Origin of the sequence: Cyclobacterium lianum, from assembly GCF_900143075.1 — a bacterium.
GTDB classification, from domain to species: domain Bacteria; phylum Bacteroidota; class Bacteroidia; order Cytophagales; family Cyclobacteriaceae; genus Cyclobacterium; species Cyclobacterium lianum.
The window spans coordinates 493,734-511,540 of record NZ_FRCY01000001.1; the positions used below are offsets into that span (position 1 = coordinate 493,734).

Sequence of the window (17,807 nt, forward strand, 5' to 3'; positions counted from 1 at the left end):
AGCTAACATATGAAAACAACGAACATGTATTTGTTTTCCCGGCTTTTTATAACCCGGAACCTGGTAATTGCACTTATGCTTTTATCAGAGGGATATTTTTGCGCTGTACACAGCCACCAAACATTTGCACATCACCAGCAGGAAGGAGTACCGGGCAACCTTTTGGGCGATGAGCTTTGGACAGCGGGGCATGAATCAGGTGATCAGAGGGAATGGTCCCAGGACGGGGGAGGTGGCGAATTCAACACCGGTTCAGGGAATAGTACGGTAAGCAGCGAGCTGAGTCACACCGGAAATTACTCGCTGAAGATGTCCATCAATACCAGCAGAGGTGAGGGGCACGGGACAAGAAATTACCGCTGGGCAGAGTTGGGAAATCATGAGGATTTGATCTTCACGCAATATTTTTACTTTCCTGCCAGGATAGATCTGGATGAAAAAAATGCATGGTTTAATCTTATTCAAACGAAAAGTGTAAAATTTGCTCCTGGTGGGGCGGGTACAGGTGAGGATCAGATAAACGATCCCCATTTCGTATTGGGTTTGAAGGTAAGGGGTGGTGCAGGCAGCGGTGGAGCCAATTTCCTGGTAATGTCTGATCTACAAGAGTTTCATGTTAACCAGTCGGGCGCGTTCTGGCAGGCTCCTGCCGGGATGGATCTTCCGGTAAATAAGTGGGTAAAAATCCAAATGCGCATCATTCAGGATCATGGAGATAGGGGCCGGATTTTGGTTTGGCAGGATGACCATCTGATCATCGATACCGGGCCAAGAAATACGCTCCGGCCGGAGGTAGACCAGAATATGTTCAGTATCAATGCCTATGCGGACAAAACCTTTCCTGCGCTGACGAACTTCTATGTGGATGATGTGTCCATTCACTTGCCCGGAACACAGCCAATACCTGTAGAAGACCTTCTCCCTTCGGTATCCATTATTGCACCCGACAACAATAGTATTGTCAGGAGCGATTCGGAAGTTGAAATTCAGGCAGAGGTAAGCAGTGCGGATAGTCAAATAGTAAAGGTAGAATATTATAACGATACAGAACTTATTGGTACTTCTACTACCCCTCCTTATGCGATTAAATGGATTCAGCCGGTGTCGGGAAGCTATACCATCAAAGCTGTCGCAACTGACGAAAGAAACAGGGTGGGTAACTCGGAGGGGATCACCCTGCATGTGGCAGCGGTGTTGTCCGATGTGCCTGAAGAAGAAGGAACAGGAAATGAAGACACTGAAGTATCAACCCCCGGTAAAGACTACCGGGATTATACCCCTTCCCTATTTGCCAATCGGGATATGCATATTGGCTTTTCCCCAGCTTCAAATGCGTTTGCAGATGTTCATATAGCAAGCCTTCTTCCTCAGGATGCTGGAAAACAACACCGGGTGAACCAGGATTTGCGCTTTTCAACGGAAAGCATCGTCCCGGCTCTACTCCTTGAACTTCCTGTTGAGACGGCTCTGTACAAGGTATTTACCTTCAATTCCCAACCGGATTTCGGGAATTTCGCACCGTTAATGATAAAAGGGCGGAAAATTATTGGAGTTGAAAAAGATAGGGAGCTTGTCAAAGAGAATTCGAAAACAAGCGCAAGGGTAGGCCCGGGCGGGGGAAAGCTCCATACCTCAGCCGCTGGCGCTTTGGAGGGCCAGGGTCCTCCCAGATTATATCCAAATCCTGCCTGGGAATATTTTATCGTTGATGTTGGCAACGAGGGAGATCACTACCATTATTTTTTAATCCATGACATGCAGGGACGTCTGGTACATCAATATTTTCCAACCCAACTCAGCCGGGAAAATGGACATTTCATCGTTCCAATTTCAGGGGTACGACAGGGCATGTATCAGATTAGTCTGATTGATAAATACAATGGAGCCGATAGGTTCAGGTTGTTACTCAGTCCGCAGTAGTAAAACACGGCGCGGTTAGAATAATACTTTAACCGCAAAGTGCACAGGCCTGGGTAGCCGATAGTCAGATTGAAATTCCCTTGATGTCAACTTTTTTGGTTACCTATCTACGATGATTTTTTAGAACAATTTTAAATCAACAAATAAAAATACCCTCTCAAACTTGCGATCTTATTCCCTATTCTCCAAGGATATAAGCCTGGGCTCCGATTTAGATTGCTCCCTTTTTAGACTGAGCTTGCCGAAGTCCGACAGGCTCAGGGGCCAACTGCGCTCGCAATGACGAGGTTTGGCGTCACTGCGAGGGTGCCAACCTGGGCCTATTCGAGTTTCATCAATCGCTTTGGCACCCGCGGCAGTCTAAAGCCGTACGTAAACGAATTCATTATCATATTCCCTTTTCTCGATGAATTAACACTTACGCTCCGATTCAGATTGCGTCGCTACGCTCGCAATGACGGGTTTTATCGTCAGTCCGGGACCTAACGTTTTAAAAGATCGTAAAAATAGGGATGACGGTGTAGGTTTTTAATACATTTATATTCAGCGTTTTTATATACAAATCGGTTCGGATTAAGCTTAATATATAATTACCCGCTTTACCCTGGGTTTTTCCTTTTCGCTTTCCAGGCGCAGGTAATAGGTCCCGGCACTTAGATGCAAAACGGAGAGGTCAAACTGAAGCCGGTGTCGGCCGGTTTCCAGGCTTACCCTGTCCAGAAAAGTGGATACACCCAATGAATTGATCAGCACAAAGTTCCAAACCCCCGGTTCATTTGTTTCGAATTCCAGATTAAGCTCGTTCCTGGCCGGGTTTGGATACAGTATAGTGGCATCGGGCTCCTCTTTGTTAGCTGGCTCTGAAGATGCGTACGCTTCCTCCATTCCGATTTCTGAAGCCAACCTGGCCGCTGAAGCCAACGTGCCCTGCCGGTACACCACGATGCCCGATAATTTCGCCCGGTCTTTGACCGTAATCATTTCAAGACTTAGGTATCCGTCCTTTACCTGTACATCGTGAATCGTACGAATGTAGGCATGGTTCGCTCCCCCATGATCTTTATACAGATCGATGATTTCACTCAGGGGTTCATTTTCCAATTGGTAGCGGAAAAGCCGTGCATTCTCCCTGTTCCAATGGATCTCCGCAAAATGAAGTTCCACCGTATAATATCCTCTTGCAGGCACCTTTATTTCATAAGAGAAGTCGCCGTTTCGTTCGGACTGATATATTGTATCCAGTCCGGTATTTGAAATGGATGATGTGGTGGAATAGATGCGTCCGCTAGGATGGCGCAGATTGCCATGCCACTGTCCCTTGTCCCCTAATTCCAAAGAGTGCCCACCAGCATTGATCCGGGATACTACTGTCAATGGATTTACGGTGATGGAAAAATCTGCGTAGGCGGCCAATCCTTGCTGGTCGGTTACTTTGAGTGTGACCTCGTATCTCCCCGGTGAACGAAAAATACCACTGATATGTCCGGTATCAGGGTCAATGTTTACTGATTCAGGAAGCCCAACTGCAAAATAATTAAGGTTTTGTCCTTCCACTGGTGAATACGCTTTCACCGGATAAGTCCACTGCTGTCCTTCATTAAAGGTAAAGTCTAACGGCTGGGTAATGACCGGAGCTTTGGCATCCGGCTTCACCAGCGCCAGGCGTATACCTGAGACTTTCGCTTCGTTTACCCGGGGTATAAACTCCAAATCAAAGATCCCGTCCATTACCTCCACTGTACCGGCATTCAACATGTATGCATGGTTTGGTTCGCCGATAAGCTTGATCAGGTCCAGTTTTTCAATTTTTGCCTGCTCATTTTCCAAGAAAACATCAAATACCCGCTCTCCTTCTTTTTCCCAAAAAATTTCGGATAGGTGTAGAACTAGAAAATATTTTCCAGCTTTTGGAACAGGAATGCGGTAGCTGAATTCTCCATACCGTTCGGAATGGTGCAATTCATCCCTGTCAGTAGCGCTGATGGGATTGGTATCGTCAAAATGGGTTTTCCCGCCCAGGTAATACCGATCAGACAACCACTCCTCTCCCAGGTAGTAAAGCGCATCGCCTCCGGCGTTGATCCGGATATCTTCCGGAGTTTCATTTTGGGTTTGTTTGTACAGAGCAATGCCTGAAATCTTGGCCCGGTCTTTTTGGCTTATCAGTTCCAGACTGAGGTTTCCGTCATTCACTTCCAGGTCTTCTATCCGGATTATGGTGGCTTTTTTTACCCCATTCTCCCTGACCAGATCGATGTTGCTTTTGAAAAGATTGTTTTCCACAAAGATGTCAAACAGGCGTGCTCCGGACCGGGCCCAATGAATTTCAGCAAAATGTAATTCCAACGTATAAAGCCCTTTTCGATACACTGGAATTTCATAGCTGAAATCACCGTTGCGTTCCGTCTGGTATAAGGCATCGTTTTCGGTATTTGAAATGGGGACCAAATTGGAATACGACCCCCCTCCGGAAAAACGAGTGTCAGGTAGCCATCTTTCCGAATCGTGCCAAATCTCCCGTCCTCCGGCATTGATCCGGAAGATATTTTCGAGTGCAGCGGGTTGATCCACGATATCCGGGATTTTTGCCATTCGGTAAGCGTTTACACCATTGAATGAAGTGAACGAACCGCCTGCCAGAAGATTCCCCTTAGAATCAACCTTCATCGTCTGAATTCCATCATTAAAATTATAATCCAATTTGAGGGTAGGATCAACGCTCCCATCCGGCATCAATCGGGCCAATATGTTTGGTGGACCATATTTGCCCAGGCTGAGTAGAATCTTTCTGTCCGGTTGAAGCGTAAGGGGCCCCATGCGTTCACTTGCAGCTATTCCGGTCTTAAACCCCGTGTCGAGTGAACCATCAGGGTTGAGGCGGATCAGACGAGATTCGTGACCTGTCGGACCATCTGAACCGGCCACCAGGATTTTGCCGTCCCCTTGTACGAGGAGATTTTCAGGCCGGATTTCCAGTTCCATGTCGACATTAAAAGAGTGGTCCCGGCTGCCGTCGGGATTGAGCCTAACCAAAAGGTTTACCGGATCTCCGTTGAAGGAAGTAAAAATTCCGGCTGCCAGTATTTTGTTTCCGGGGGCGGCGGCGAGGCAGGAAACTGACCGATCGAATCCTGATCCGATGTCGAAAGTAATATCTTTGGAGCCATCGGGGTTCAGACGGAACAAACCAGGAAATGCATCTCCATTAAAAAGCGTTCCGGCTACAACAATTTTTCCATCCTTTTGTAGTATCGCGGGTAGTTCGGAACCAGCTTCGAACCCAGTGCCCGGTTGAAAACTCCTGTCTTGGCGGCCATCAGGGAGCAGTCGGACAATTCCTCCGGCAGGGATGTCATTATAAGCAATAAAGTTTCCTATAAGCAGAATTCGGTTATCGTGCTGTATGAATATAGATAGCTGCGGGTTGTAAAAGGAATAATCCAGGCCTGTTCCCGAATCAAAGGTCTCATCCAGGGTGCCATCGGGATGAACTCGGGCCAGCCCGTTAGCAACCTGACCGTTATAGCGATTGAAATTTCCAGCGGCCAATATTTTTCCATCAGGCTGTAGGGTCAGGGTGTGAACTTCCCGGTTAAATTCAGGTATGGGATTGTAGCTCCGGTCCAGGGACCCGTCCGGATTTATCCGGAAGAGTCCACTCCTTTTTCCGATACTTCCGTTTACCAGAAACTTCCCATCTTGCTGTACTTTCAGGATAGTACCGGATAAAAGCAACGCCTCATCGCTAAAATCTTCCGCTGGAATAAATGTTTCGTCCAGTGTTCCGTCAGGCAGAAGGCGCTGAATGGAGCGATCAAAACCGATCTGGCCTAAACCAACGGTAAACAATTCCCCATCTAGGCTTTTGGCCAGATTGCCTACTTGTTCGAAGCCTATTTCCTCTTCATAAGATTGGAATGACTTGTCGAGGGATCCATCAGGATTCAGACGCAAAAAAGCAACGGAACTCTTCAGGCTCCGGCGCATATCTCCACGTAGCAGAATACTGCCATCTTGTTCCATAAAAACGGAAAAAACATGGAAAGTATTGGTATATGTCCCGTAATCGGGATCATTAAATGTATTCCCAAAGGGATCTGCCAGTTTAAAGGTGTTGTCTCTGCTGCCATCTGGGTGCAACCGGATGAAATTATCACCGGTATTCACCAATATTTTTCCGTCTGGCTGAAGTGCAACCTCTCTTACAATACTTAGAGCTGTTTCCTCGGCGTTAAAAGAAGGATCTCGGGATCCATCGGGATTAATCCGAACCAGGGAGGCTACGGGTTCGTCATTGTAGGTCGTAAACATTCTTCCTCCTACCAGAATTTTTCCATCTGACTGTAGCCGTATTGTCAGTACCTCTTGGTCAAACCCCGTCCCGGTCTGGAAGGAGGGATCTCTGCTGCCATCTGGGTTTAAGCGTATCAACCTTTTGGCCTCACTGTCTTTATAGGCAATAAATCCTCCACCCACCAACAATTTTCCATCTGGCTGGACTTGAATGGAATTTACTGCATAATCACCACTACTCTGAGTCTGAAAACCCGAACCGATAGAAAAGGAAGGGTCTGATTGGCCATCCGGAAGTAAACGGACCAGCCCATTGGCAGATTGGCCGTTGTAGCTTGTAAATCGCCCTCCTACCAGGTGCTTACCGTTTTCCAGGATTAGCAAATCGCCTAGGGTGCCATTAAATCCAATTCCTGCACCCCTGTCTAACTGATGGAAGGTTGGATCAAGAGGTATTACCTGGGCAAGGAGCGGAGCGCAGGCGAAAAAAAGATAAGTAAGCGAGAGTAAGGCGGGCTTCATAACGAGTAGGCTTAATGTGAGTGGAATAAAAAAAGCGGTTTATTCCTGCAAAAAGGGGGAAGATTAAATTTTTTTTCAGGATTTCCTACCAATCCTCACACTTCTGGATTTTGTTCCTTACCAACTGCCAATTCCATTAGATTTGAGAGGCAAATCAATACTCAATGGAAGTGCCGGGTTTTTCCTGACAAAATTTGGATCAAACTCGATTTTAAAGGCCTAAACTACTACTTGTACCAATTAAAAATCGGAAATAAAATTCAAATAAAAAAGATGATTCTAGTCATAAAAAAATTACGATGCGATATAGTCATAAAATACTTTAAAACCATCGGTTAAATTCTAAAAAGCCAAAATGAATTACGTAACCATTACGCATGGGTAGAGATCTACCCGTGAATCTTTTTTTATTCCATATTTATAGGAAAGGCAGTTTAATTTTCGTCTTCAAGCAATCGCAAAAAATGAAACAATCCGTGCAGGTGGTCGATGTGATCAGGAGCCGTGTTGCCGGCAAAAGCCAGGATTTTAAAGTTTCCCTCAACGGATACCCCAAGCTGTTGCATTCCCAGCGGCCCCTCCCTGAGTACCGGTTCCCTGAGGATGCCAGTGGCTTCCAACAGAAAATCGGCACACTCCGTAGTGCTCACAAAAGTTCCGGGAAAGATGCTGCTGTGCGTAAACACAAATGTTTTGGATCCCTTAACCGCATCGGCTGCCAGCTTTTTAAAGGCAGCAAGGTCCTTATTGTCTATTTGCCCTCCCCTGGCCATGGGAGTTTGGGCGGGAACATAACCGGCATGGAGTCCATCCAGCAACAAGACACCCTCAATGAGCTCATAATTCCTGGTTTTCAATATGGCACGAACGGCTCCATATCCGGCACTGAAGCCGGATAGGTATATCTTACCGATGGGTTTTGTTATTTGCTTATTAACGGCCAGCAGTAGGGAATCAAAGTTTTCGGGATTAACTAGTGGCACGCCATAGGCAGAGGACCCATTTCCAAGATTTACTACCACGGCTGCCCAGCCCTTGTTTTCTGCCATGGCATGCGCTACCACACTTTCGTCTCCATGGAAATGGACCAGCAGGTTTACCGGTTCCTGGGGAATATCGTCGGGTATTAAAAGCAAAGGCTCTTTCTCAAAAATTCCGGATATCGGAATTTTTCTTCCTTCAAACCCAGACCCGTCTACCCGTCTGTGTGGTCGGATGTGTTCAACCATTGGCGAGGGATTCTGTTGATTCATCCCGGTCGGATTGCTGCTTTTACAGGACAGGCAAAGCACTAATGCAGAAAAAACGAGATAGCGGAGCATATGATCAGGAGAATTATCGGCTAAATTATGTAAAAATCCTCCGGGATGTCAAAAACTGTAGGGTTTTCAGTTGCTTAGCTTTACTTTATCTTTTCCATGTATCCTTTTTGGTATTTTTTTAAATATTTCCTGATGGATACCGCCATGAATACGGCCAGTACAATGCACAAATAAAAATCAATATGCAGGTAATCGAAGGTACCGAATGGCATTAGCCACATGAACGCCAGCGACATCCAAATCAGGTCAAAGAAAAGGCTGAATAATAACTTTGAAATGATTTTCATATATGGTAACCCATCATCATGGCCCCCAACCCGGGAGAGAAATGTAATTTATATATGCTCAAAAATTAAAAAATTTAACTCAAAATTCAAAGTTAATTGTTTTTGGGATCGCTGCGCTAAATGCAATGAATCAGGTTGTTACCAAGAGTTCAATCTGTTTTAGTCAGGGACCCAATCGACCAGGTTGAAGTTTTCCAGGCCCATCCAAATGATGAAAATGGCGTAGAGCAATAGCAATAGCCAGCTTTCCCATACTTTGAGATACAGGCCCGTTCTCAAAAAGGCAAAAAGCACGATGGTTGCCAGCGTTAGAAACATCATCATCGGTACGGCTACAGAAAAATTTACCACCGAAGAACCTACAATGAGGACGCCTGCGGGGATGGCAACCAGCAAGTCAAAGATATTGCTACCCAATACATTTCCAATACTCACGTCGCCCTTACCTGCCTTTGCCACCCGTACGCTCACAAAGGCATCCGGAATACTGGTAGCGGCCGCAACCACGGTGACGCCCCAGAAAAAGGTGGGTGTCTGAAAGTGGTCCCCGAAAAAGATCGCCGAGCGCAGCAATCCTTCCACCCCCGCAACGATCAGTACCAGGCTGAGCAGTAATTTCATCCATTCCTTTCCCAGGTTTTTTCTGTTATCCCTACCGTCCCGATCGTTTTTGGCGTGTTTTCGGTATTCTCTGGTGTCTTGCTGCTGTAAAAAAAGATACAATAGGTAAAGGGCTATCGGTATGAGCGCAACGACCCGTGTGAGTTCCCCCTTGATTTGATTGGATTCAACCGGGAAATAAATTACTGCCAGAGAAAATGTCAGCAAGAGAACAGCGACTGAGGTGATATAAAACTGGGCGTCTTTGTATACCAGAATGCTGTCAACTGAAATTTTACCTGCCATGAGCCCGGAAAGGCCGGGAATAAAAAGGATATTGAAAATGGCAGACCCCACAATAGCGGCCATACCCAGGTCAAATTCGCCATGGATCAGCGAGGAGACTACGGTGGTGGATAATTCAGGAAAACTGGATCCCACGGCTGTGATGATGGTGCCCTGAACCAGCGGAGGCAAATGGTAGTATTCGGATAGTGTCTGAGCAGATTTTTCCAGCATGCCACTTGCCTTCCAGACCAGGATGGAAGCGGCGATGACAATTCCTATATAAAACAACAGAGTACCCAAAAATTTAGAGATTTGAAATGGATGACCAGGCCTGAAATACCAATATGCCAAAACTGAAAATCGCACCCAAAACGGGTACGGCCATAGGGAAGGTATTGACACCTTTCGGATGGGGAACGCGTTTTTTGATGGCTATCAATGCCAGGTTGATCAGAATAAATACCAGGATCAGAATATAATTGGTGGCGATAGCCAGATTTTTCAAGTCGAATGAAAGGGCGAGGATCAGAATAAAGACTGTCGCGGCAACTGTTGACCAAATGGGGGTGCTCGTCCTGGGCTCGATTTTACCGAATATTGCCGGAGCCATTTTTTTCCGGGCCATGCCATAAAGTACCCTGGCGCTCATCACAATCTGCACCAGCACGCCATTGACGATCGCAATTAAGCCGATAGCGCTGATAATTTTGGGATAATTTTCGCCTTCTCTGGCAAGGATATCAGCCAGGGGAGCCTCACTTTGATTCAATTCTTCCGGGGATAATCCCAGACCTGCAATTACAGCAACCAGCATATAGAGCACAGTTAGAATGACCAGTGAGACCATGATTGCGATGGGCATGTGTTTCTCCGGGTTTTTGGTTTCTTCAGCTACATTTACCATATCCTGGAAACCAATAAAGGTAAAAAAAGCCAGAAAGGCTCCCAATAAAATCTTTTCCCAATCTGTCCTGTTTGCTCCCGGAATAAATTCATTCCAGCGGGCTGAAAAGGAGGCCAGGTTATCACCGGCGATAAAAATTACCAGAAAAAGTCCGGATATTTCGATGATGGTGATCACGGTAATTAAAATAGCCGACTCTGAAATGCCCTTTGCACCTACAGCGCCCAGGAGGAGGGTAATGCTGATAATAATCAGCCAGTCAGGGATCACTGCAAATACATGCACATACCCCACATAGCCATTTACTACAGTAGCGGTAGAAACCATGGCCGACAAAACGATCAGCCAACCCATGGCCATGGAGAGGTGTTTTTTTCCAAAGGCTTCGTCTACGTAATTTACCTCACCTGCACTTTTGGGAATACGGGCAGACAATTCCCCGTAAGACAGGCCGGTAAAGCCGGCCAGTATGGCTGCAACTAAAAAGGCGAATGGGGCCAGCATGCCGGCTTCCCCACCGACCTTTCCCAAAAGCACATAGATCCCCAGGCCCAGAATCGTCCCAACCCCATAAAAAATAAGCAGGGGCAAATTGAGCGGTTTCTTGAGTTTTTCGTTTGTTTGAGCCTTCGGAGCTGACATTCTTCGTGGTTTGCCCAAAAAGCTGCAAATAAAATACCAAAGTCAGAAGCTTAAAAAACCGGGGCATGTTCTTGCGGATGTTGGCATCAAGCCTGAGACTTCCGGATAATACAAATGATTTATTCGAGAGAGTATGCCCAAATGGCCTAATTAGAGCTTGTTCTAAACCTATGTTTCCCGGTAATTACCTATCACTTTTCCACATTTTCCCTGTTCCAACTTACCGATTATTTAAAACCTGGTAATACAGTGTTTGCGATGTCCCATTTTTGTGGGCACTATGAGGCACTATTCCCGCTATACTATGGATTTCCTCGGCTCGGCTACCTCTGGATTTACCCACTTCTAGCATTTATAATGAGAGATTTACTGTGATAATTGGTTAAACAGTCGGACTCCATCTGTTGTAGTCCCGATGGGCGGGAGCGAGTAAATATAAAAATATGTATCTTCTGGCAGCTTGAAATTGGTTAGCAGAGAATGGCTCCATTTTTCGGCCGTTAACAGCGGAAGATCTCTAACCACACTATAATCTTTTTTGGTTTAACTAGGTTAGGTATCGGTCAATTTTTGTTGGTTGACAGACTTCATAGAGAAAACTTATTAAAATTTAGAAATGTGAGAGGGTTTAAGTTATTATATCTTGCTTCTACCCTACAGGTAACAGTTGCATATTGGTGCCTCGCTGAAATAACCTCAGCCCGTTAATTCCTTTTCATATAGAATAGAGGGTTTACTGAAACAGGTATCAGTAAACCCTCGTCGACCATTTGGAGGTCAATAAATAGTTAATACGGCTTATTTGTCCCTTGCAGTAACCACATTCGTGAGCGGGTATCATCATTTGTTGGCACCTGTACATATTCTGATTTTTCCAATCGCTCAACAGCTTCTTTGTATTTAGCTACATACTGAGGATCGGGAGGAGTAGGTGAATCATAATGATACCTAATAGGAATTGCAGGCTGAGCACCATCATGAGGAGGTACAAAATCCGGATACCCTGTTCTACGCCAGTCAAACCATGGCTCGGGTCGGAAAAACATGGATATGTATTTTTGAGTCATGATGCGCTCATGCTCATTGGTTGCTTGACTCAAGTCAATAGCTTCCTGACTGTAAAATTCATTAAAATCAAATCCTCCTACATAATCACCAAATATTCCCCATTCATCCATAGAAGCTTCAATAGCTTTTTTATAATGACCTTCCGCATCACTGACACCAAATGCCCCAATAGCTGCGGCTTCTGCCAATATAAATTCAACTTCAGAATAGGTGATAATATTCATACCCACATATTGATTTGCATTTTGAAAATAGATCTCACTGAGACGACTATTAAACGGAGTAGTTTTAGGCTCAACTGATGTGGCTTGAGGACCGGCATTATAGGCTGTCCAGGAAGCCTGACTACCAACCGGCAATCCAACGTACAGACTTGTATCCAGGTCATCATAGCCATTTGGGTACGGCAATACTTCAATAGGGAAAGTTTGTCCTAGCGGATCCGTATATTGGATCGTCGTTGCGGCTGCAATGTCCCTATCCCATTTCTTTTCAACAGGTCGTAACCACCTATACAATCTCGGATCATTTTGATCTCTTAATGAATTAAGAAACCCTAAGCCCATTCTCCTGGCGTATGTCAGTTCAGAAGCCCTAAATGGTCCCCCTCGAAAAGAAGTTGCTGCGGAATTTCCCAGATAGTCCAGCACAGCATTGTCGTCACTACTTGTGAAAATATTTTGAGCAGCATCTTGGAACTCAGCATCTAAATCGATGCTTAGTTCATTTTTTTTGTTATTTAGCAACAAGCACATCCGGATTCTGAGTGAATTAACAAACTTAACCCAATTGTCTTTATCACCATCGTACAACAAGTCATACCCATCTAATACAGGAACTTGAGACCCGGGAATCCCTTCAATCATATTTTTTGCTGTTTTCAAATTGACCAGCAGGGTTTCATAAATCTCTTTTTGCTCATCGTATTTTGGAAAAACAATTTCTTCGTCTAGGCGATTCGTTTCTGAAAAGGGAACATCGCCATAAATTTTAGTGGCTAAATCTATAAGGCCAGCCTGGTATACCAGAGCTACAGCCTCAGTAAAAACGTTTCCTTGCTCAACACTGAGGTCAGACATGGCTTGGATATCTACCAAATTAGCGTAAATAGTTACCCAAGGACTACTCTGTCCCGGCGTCCAATACAGCGCATTTAATTCCTCTGATTTATAACCATCACCCACCTGGTAATACTGCAACAGGGAAGGAATCCTGGAACCCCAATAACCAAATTCACTATACGTATTGGCAAAATTATAGGTACTTGTAGTTAATAGGAAGTTTGGATCAACTTCGTTTACATCATTGGGACTTACATTCAATTTATCAAAATCATTACATGAGTTTAGAAGTGGAATGATTGCAATGGATACTATTATTATTATAGTTTTCTTCTTCATGATCAATAGTCATTATAATTAAAATCCGACAGCTAGTTTCATACCGATACTACGGGTACGTGGAATCACAGAGTAAAACTCATACCCCGGTTCATTCCTGTTTCCTCTGGCGGTGTAAGCCGTTTCAGGATCGATGAATACATTGTGTTTTGTCCACATAAATAAATTTTGACCGAGCAGCGATAAAGACATATTTTGCAGGTTTATTTTATTTACAATAGCCTTAGGAAACCTATAGGTAATTGATATCTCTCTTAACTTTACATAAGTTGCACTGTACAGATTAGCTGATGCGAGGTATCTATCAGCTCCCTTTTGGGCGTTATAGGGACTTAGCCATATGGTTCCCGGGCCTCCAAAATTCTCGATATAACCTCCTTCGCCATCTTCCCTAACTCCTACAGCAAAGCTGGCGTCATTTACATATACTTTTTCCCCATCAGCATTGATATAGCTTCTGGCTTCTCGTTGTTGCTCATCTTGCCAAGGAAAACCTCCATATTCAGCATCTCGTCCTCCAACCCATTTATGTGAAAATTTCTCAGGATTATCTTTAATTTGCTGTACGATGTCTACATTGGGGTCATAATCCACACTTCCATTAATATATTCCGGAAATCTGCCATCGTTCTTTCCTTGCCTCAACGTCTCCGAGTAGAATTCTCCTCCGGACCTCCAATCTATAACTGCGGTAAAGCTAAAGTTTTTATATTGCACATTAGGGTTTATACCCAATATAAAATCAGGGTTGTAGTTTCCAATTTTTTCAAAATTCTCGGGATTTTGATCTCTCTCAGGCTTGCCATTACTATATATGATGGCATGACCATAGTACTCAGAATTTGGATCTTCCACTTTAAAATAAGGAGCTTGATAAATATCTCCTACCTGATCTCCTGGATAGGTATAGAAATAGGCGTACCCTTGGCTATACCCAAAGTATTCGACTCCGTCAGCTAGCTCTACAATGGTAGTTCTATTTCTTGTGAAATTTAACCCTAAATCAAATGATAAATCCTGTTTCCTAATGACAGAGGTGCCAAGCGTGATGTCCCAGCCATTACTTCTTACCAGTCCGGCATTGATCAGTTTGCTGTTTGCCCCTGAAGTAATTGGAGTACTAATGCCAAGTACCTGATTTTTATTATCCATCGTATAATAGGTGGCATCCAGTGTTAATCTGTTATTAAACAAAGACAAGTCAACTCCAATTTCCTTCGACGTAGCTATTTCAGGTTTTAATTGCGCATTTTTAGCAACCTTGTCGATACTGGCTCGTTTGGTATCTCCCCAATCTGCACCAAAATTATAATATCTTTGAAGCTGATAAGGGTCTACATCATTCCCCACCTGAGCATAACCTGCACGAACCTTGGCGAGGCTAACCCAAGCTGGCATCGCAAACATTTCATTTACCAGCACACTTAAAGAGGCTGAAGGGTAAAAATATGAGCGGTTTTCTTTTGGCAATGTACTAGACCAATCATTCCTGGCCGTCAGGTCCAAATATACCGTATTTTTATATCCTATAGAAGTTTGGCCGAAAAGGCTGTTCACTTTCTTTTTACTCAAAAAGTTGGTATAAATGACCGAGCCTGGGCCTCCATTGCTAATGGTATACAAGCCAGGAATAACCAGGTTAGTTGTCGAATTATGCATATTTTCCTGGTAGTTGTATCTAAGCGTTCCACCAGCATTGGCCTGTAGGTCAAAAGCCCCAAAAGTTTTGTTATAAGAGAAAATACCCTCCCAGTTTTGTTCTCTAAAACCGGAATTTTGAATATCGTAATTTCCTTTCTTTGAATCTACGGTATCCCATGGCCTTTGATTGACTGCTCTTTGGTTTAATTGACTCCGCAAGTATCGTGCTGTAAAGCGCAGGTCTTTAGCAAACTCCCAGCCTACCTGTATTTTAGTCATTGCCTGTATACGATCAAAACTGGTTGTGGCCAACTCTTGCATTAGGTAAGGATTGTTCCACCTTTCTTTCCAGCGAGTTTGGACAATACCCTCCTGGTTAGGCATCCACCAGGTTTCCGGATTGCTATAAAGGGACATGTCAACTTGTGGTCCAACAGTTAAAATGGCTCTTGTCGGGGTAAGAAAGCTTCTATAGGTATTAGGCCTATTACCCGAGCTGGACTCATTCAAAGACGTCATCACCGTCACCTCCAGATTGTCAGTCAGGTTCATGGTTCCATTGATGCTGATATTATTCTTTTTTAAATCCACGTTCGGCATAATACCTTTGTTAAGGTAGTTACCCAAAGAAACGCGGAAATTGGCTTTGTCATAGTTACCGTTAACCCCCACATTGTTTACCTGTGTCCATCCGTTTTGATAAAAATCTTGCTGACGGTTTATATTGTTTTTGTGTGAAACCAATTCAGCGGGACTATCCTGGTTTCTTTGTTGTGCAATAAAACCATTGTCTAGCTTTGGTCCCCAAAATTCATAGGCATCGTTTTCAAATACAAATGCACCTTCTTGCCCCGAAGCAAATTCATTTTGAACAGGAAGGTATTGATAAGGATTGTCAACAATAAAAGAAGAATTGAAATCCACCCCTAACCCTTTTTCCTTACCGGAACCTGATTTTGTCGTAATGAGGACTACCCCATTCGCCGCACGTGATCCATAGAGAGCGGCAGCACTAGGTCCTTTTAATACTGACATTGATGCGATATCTTCCGGGTTAATGTCTGAAATAGCATTACCAAGGTCAGCCTGATTAAATAGGTTGTCAGTAGAATTGTAAACGGGCACACCATCAATAACGAATAAAGGTTGATTGTCTGAGTTTAAAGATGAGGCTCCTCTAATAACCATGTTCATAGAAGAACCTTTAACTCCGTAGGTTTGAGAAATCTGTACACCGGCAATCTTCCCCTGCATTGAGCTGAGTACGCTAGCCTGTGGCGTTTTATTCAATTCCTCCCCGTCAACTGTTCCTACCGAATATCCCAATGATTCTTTCTCACGGGAAATACCCAGTGCCGTAATAACCACCTCCTTCAGCCCCACTGCAGATTCAGTCATTGTAATGTTGAATGTTGACTGGGATCCTATTACAACTTCCTGTGGTTGATACCCTATGTAAGAAAAAGTCAACATTTGCGTAGCTATCGGAATGGTTAGTGAAAACTCGCCGTCTAGATTCGTAACGGTACCTTTGGAAGTACCTTTGGCCAAAACCGCAACACCAATCAATGGGAGACCTTCGGTATCGGTTACTTCTCCGGTAACTGTTTTCTGCTGAGATTGCGCGATGTTTGTACCCTGCGCATAGGAAATGGTACTGAGGAACATCGCAGAAGTTGTTATTAGCATTAACAAACATAATTGCGTAACCCACATGGTATTGCGGGGAAGATTTACAAAATCTTCATAAAGTCCTTTTTTTTTCATTTTTTTTCATTTTAGATAAAATTGGAACCGAGTTCTGTGTGTTTTTTTGTCTCGGCTTTTAATACTTTTCGATACTTTTTTCGTTTTATCCTGTGGACATAGTGCTCTTGGTTTTGGGTTTACTAAAATATAATTGAGTTATAGTGACAGGAAGAATTTATGGCTAGGGTGCTTTTCCTATTCTACTTTTTCATGTTCTGCTAGAAATGTTAATAAAATCGGTACTATAGGTTTGTGGGAGTAGGCAGAATACTACATACCTCTCCACCAAGGCTTGTATAAAAGGGTCGTAATAAGTAGTTGGTAAAAATTTTCACTTTTATACTGGTCTTCCAGAACCAGTATAGCAAATTCACTTAATAGATCTTTATTGCCACTTCCCTGTTCAACATTGTCTATTCTGTCACCGGAAACCCGGAAAATTATCAGGCTGACAGCATTTTTTGAATCTCTATATCGACTTGCAATTTCCCACCTGCAGGGTGCTAACGAACCAATCCAGTCCTTTCGGGAAAACAATCCTGAAACCCAAGTATGACAAACAGTTAGACGTCTCTTTAAGAATTTATTTCTTAAATGATTAATATAGATTTTTTTTATGTATTTAAAAAGTATTTTTTTCAGGAATACAAATATTAAAGAATGTTTTCCTTTTATAATATAAATTAAAGTAAGATAGTATTAAAATATTGTAATATAATATCAAAAAATAAGTCTTAAAATTTGTACGTCTGTAATTAAAGGTGGTTGATAGTAAAAAGCTAACTAAGTAGTAAAAATTCATAGTTTGGTTATGAAATGGGTATCATTGAATTTCAACGACACCTTATTGTTTGTTTAGATTTGCTGCATCTTTTTTTACGCTGACAGTAATAGCCTCTTTTAATGAAAGGATTGATTTATTTTGCTTTAAGTTACTCGAGTTAATTGTTTGATCTGACTCATGGGTTTTGGTTTTCCGGCCATCTGAAGTTCTGGTTAATGGTTTGGTAAAACCACTTATTAACCAAAATCCATTTAGGGGGTCAGCATACTCCGGATTGTCGACCTTGAGGGGTCAGTATAATCCGGATTATTCAAAACAAGGGGTCAGCATCTGCCGGATTGACAGTTACTTTTTCGCTATTTTTAAGTCTCCGGATCGGGGGGTCAG

8 protein-coding genes are annotated in these 17,807 nt (G+C 43.7%); 1 reads left to right on the plus strand and 7 read right to left on the minus strand.

What is annotated here, in order from left to right:
- The first annotated feature begins 9 nt into the window (after positions 1–9).
- Entirely contained in the window at positions 10–1,920 is a 1,911-nt protein-coding gene (locus BUB19_RS01960; RefSeq protein WP_143155883.1) for an Ig-like domain-containing protein, read from the plus strand.
- Positions 1,921–2,499: 579 nt separating this feature from the next.
- Here the strand turns inward: BUB19_RS01960 and BUB19_RS01965 are convergent.
- The 7 genes from BUB19_RS01965 to BUB19_RS01995 all read right to left on the minus strand — a co-directional run bounded on the left by BUB19_RS01965 (position 2,500) and on the right by BUB19_RS01995 (position 16,654).
- Entirely contained in the window at positions 2,500–6,735 is a 4,236-nt protein-coding gene (locus tag BUB19_RS01965) for a malectin domain-containing carbohydrate-binding protein (RefSeq protein WP_073090922.1), read from the minus strand.
- A gap of 434 nt (positions 6,736–7,169) precedes the next feature.
- Positions 7,170–7,988: a hypothetical protein gene (locus BUB19_RS01970; RefSeq protein WP_245802755.1), complete on the minus strand. Its 819-nt coding sequence runs from the start codon at positions 7,986–7,988 to the stop codon at positions 7,170–7,172.
- Between the two features lie 149 nt (positions 7,989–8,137).
- Positions 8,138–8,344 carry a hypothetical protein gene (locus BUB19_RS01975; RefSeq protein WP_073090928.1) on the minus strand — a complete coding sequence of 69 codons (207 nt, stop codon included), beginning with the start codon at positions 8,342–8,344 and terminating at the stop codon, positions 8,138–8,140.
- A 159-nt stretch (positions 8,345–8,503) separates the two neighbouring features.
- On the minus strand, positions 8,504–9,532 hold the full coding sequence (locus BUB19_RS01980; RefSeq protein ID WP_073090931.1) for a sodium:calcium antiporter: 1,029 nt from the start codon (positions 9,530–9,532) through the stop codon (positions 8,504–8,506).
- 4 nt (positions 9,533–9,536) lie between these two features.
- On the minus strand, positions 9,537–10,778 hold the full coding sequence (locus BUB19_RS01985; protein ID WP_073090934.1) for an APC family permease: 1,242 nt from the start codon (positions 10,776–10,778) through the stop codon (positions 9,537–9,539).
- 788 nt (positions 10,779–11,566) lie between these two features.
- Positions 11,567–13,246, minus strand: coding sequence for a SusD/RagB family nutrient-binding outer membrane lipoprotein (locus BUB19_RS01990; RefSeq protein WP_073090937.1), 1,680 nt, complete (start codon positions 13,244–13,246; stop codon positions 11,567–11,569).
- Positions 13,247–13,264: 18 nt separating this feature from the next.
- Positions 13,265–16,654: a SusC/RagA family TonB-linked outer membrane protein gene (locus BUB19_RS01995; protein ID WP_073090941.1), complete on the minus strand. Its 3,390-nt coding sequence runs from the start codon at positions 16,652–16,654 to the stop codon at positions 13,265–13,267.
- Positions 16,655–17,807 lie beyond the last annotated feature (1,153 nt).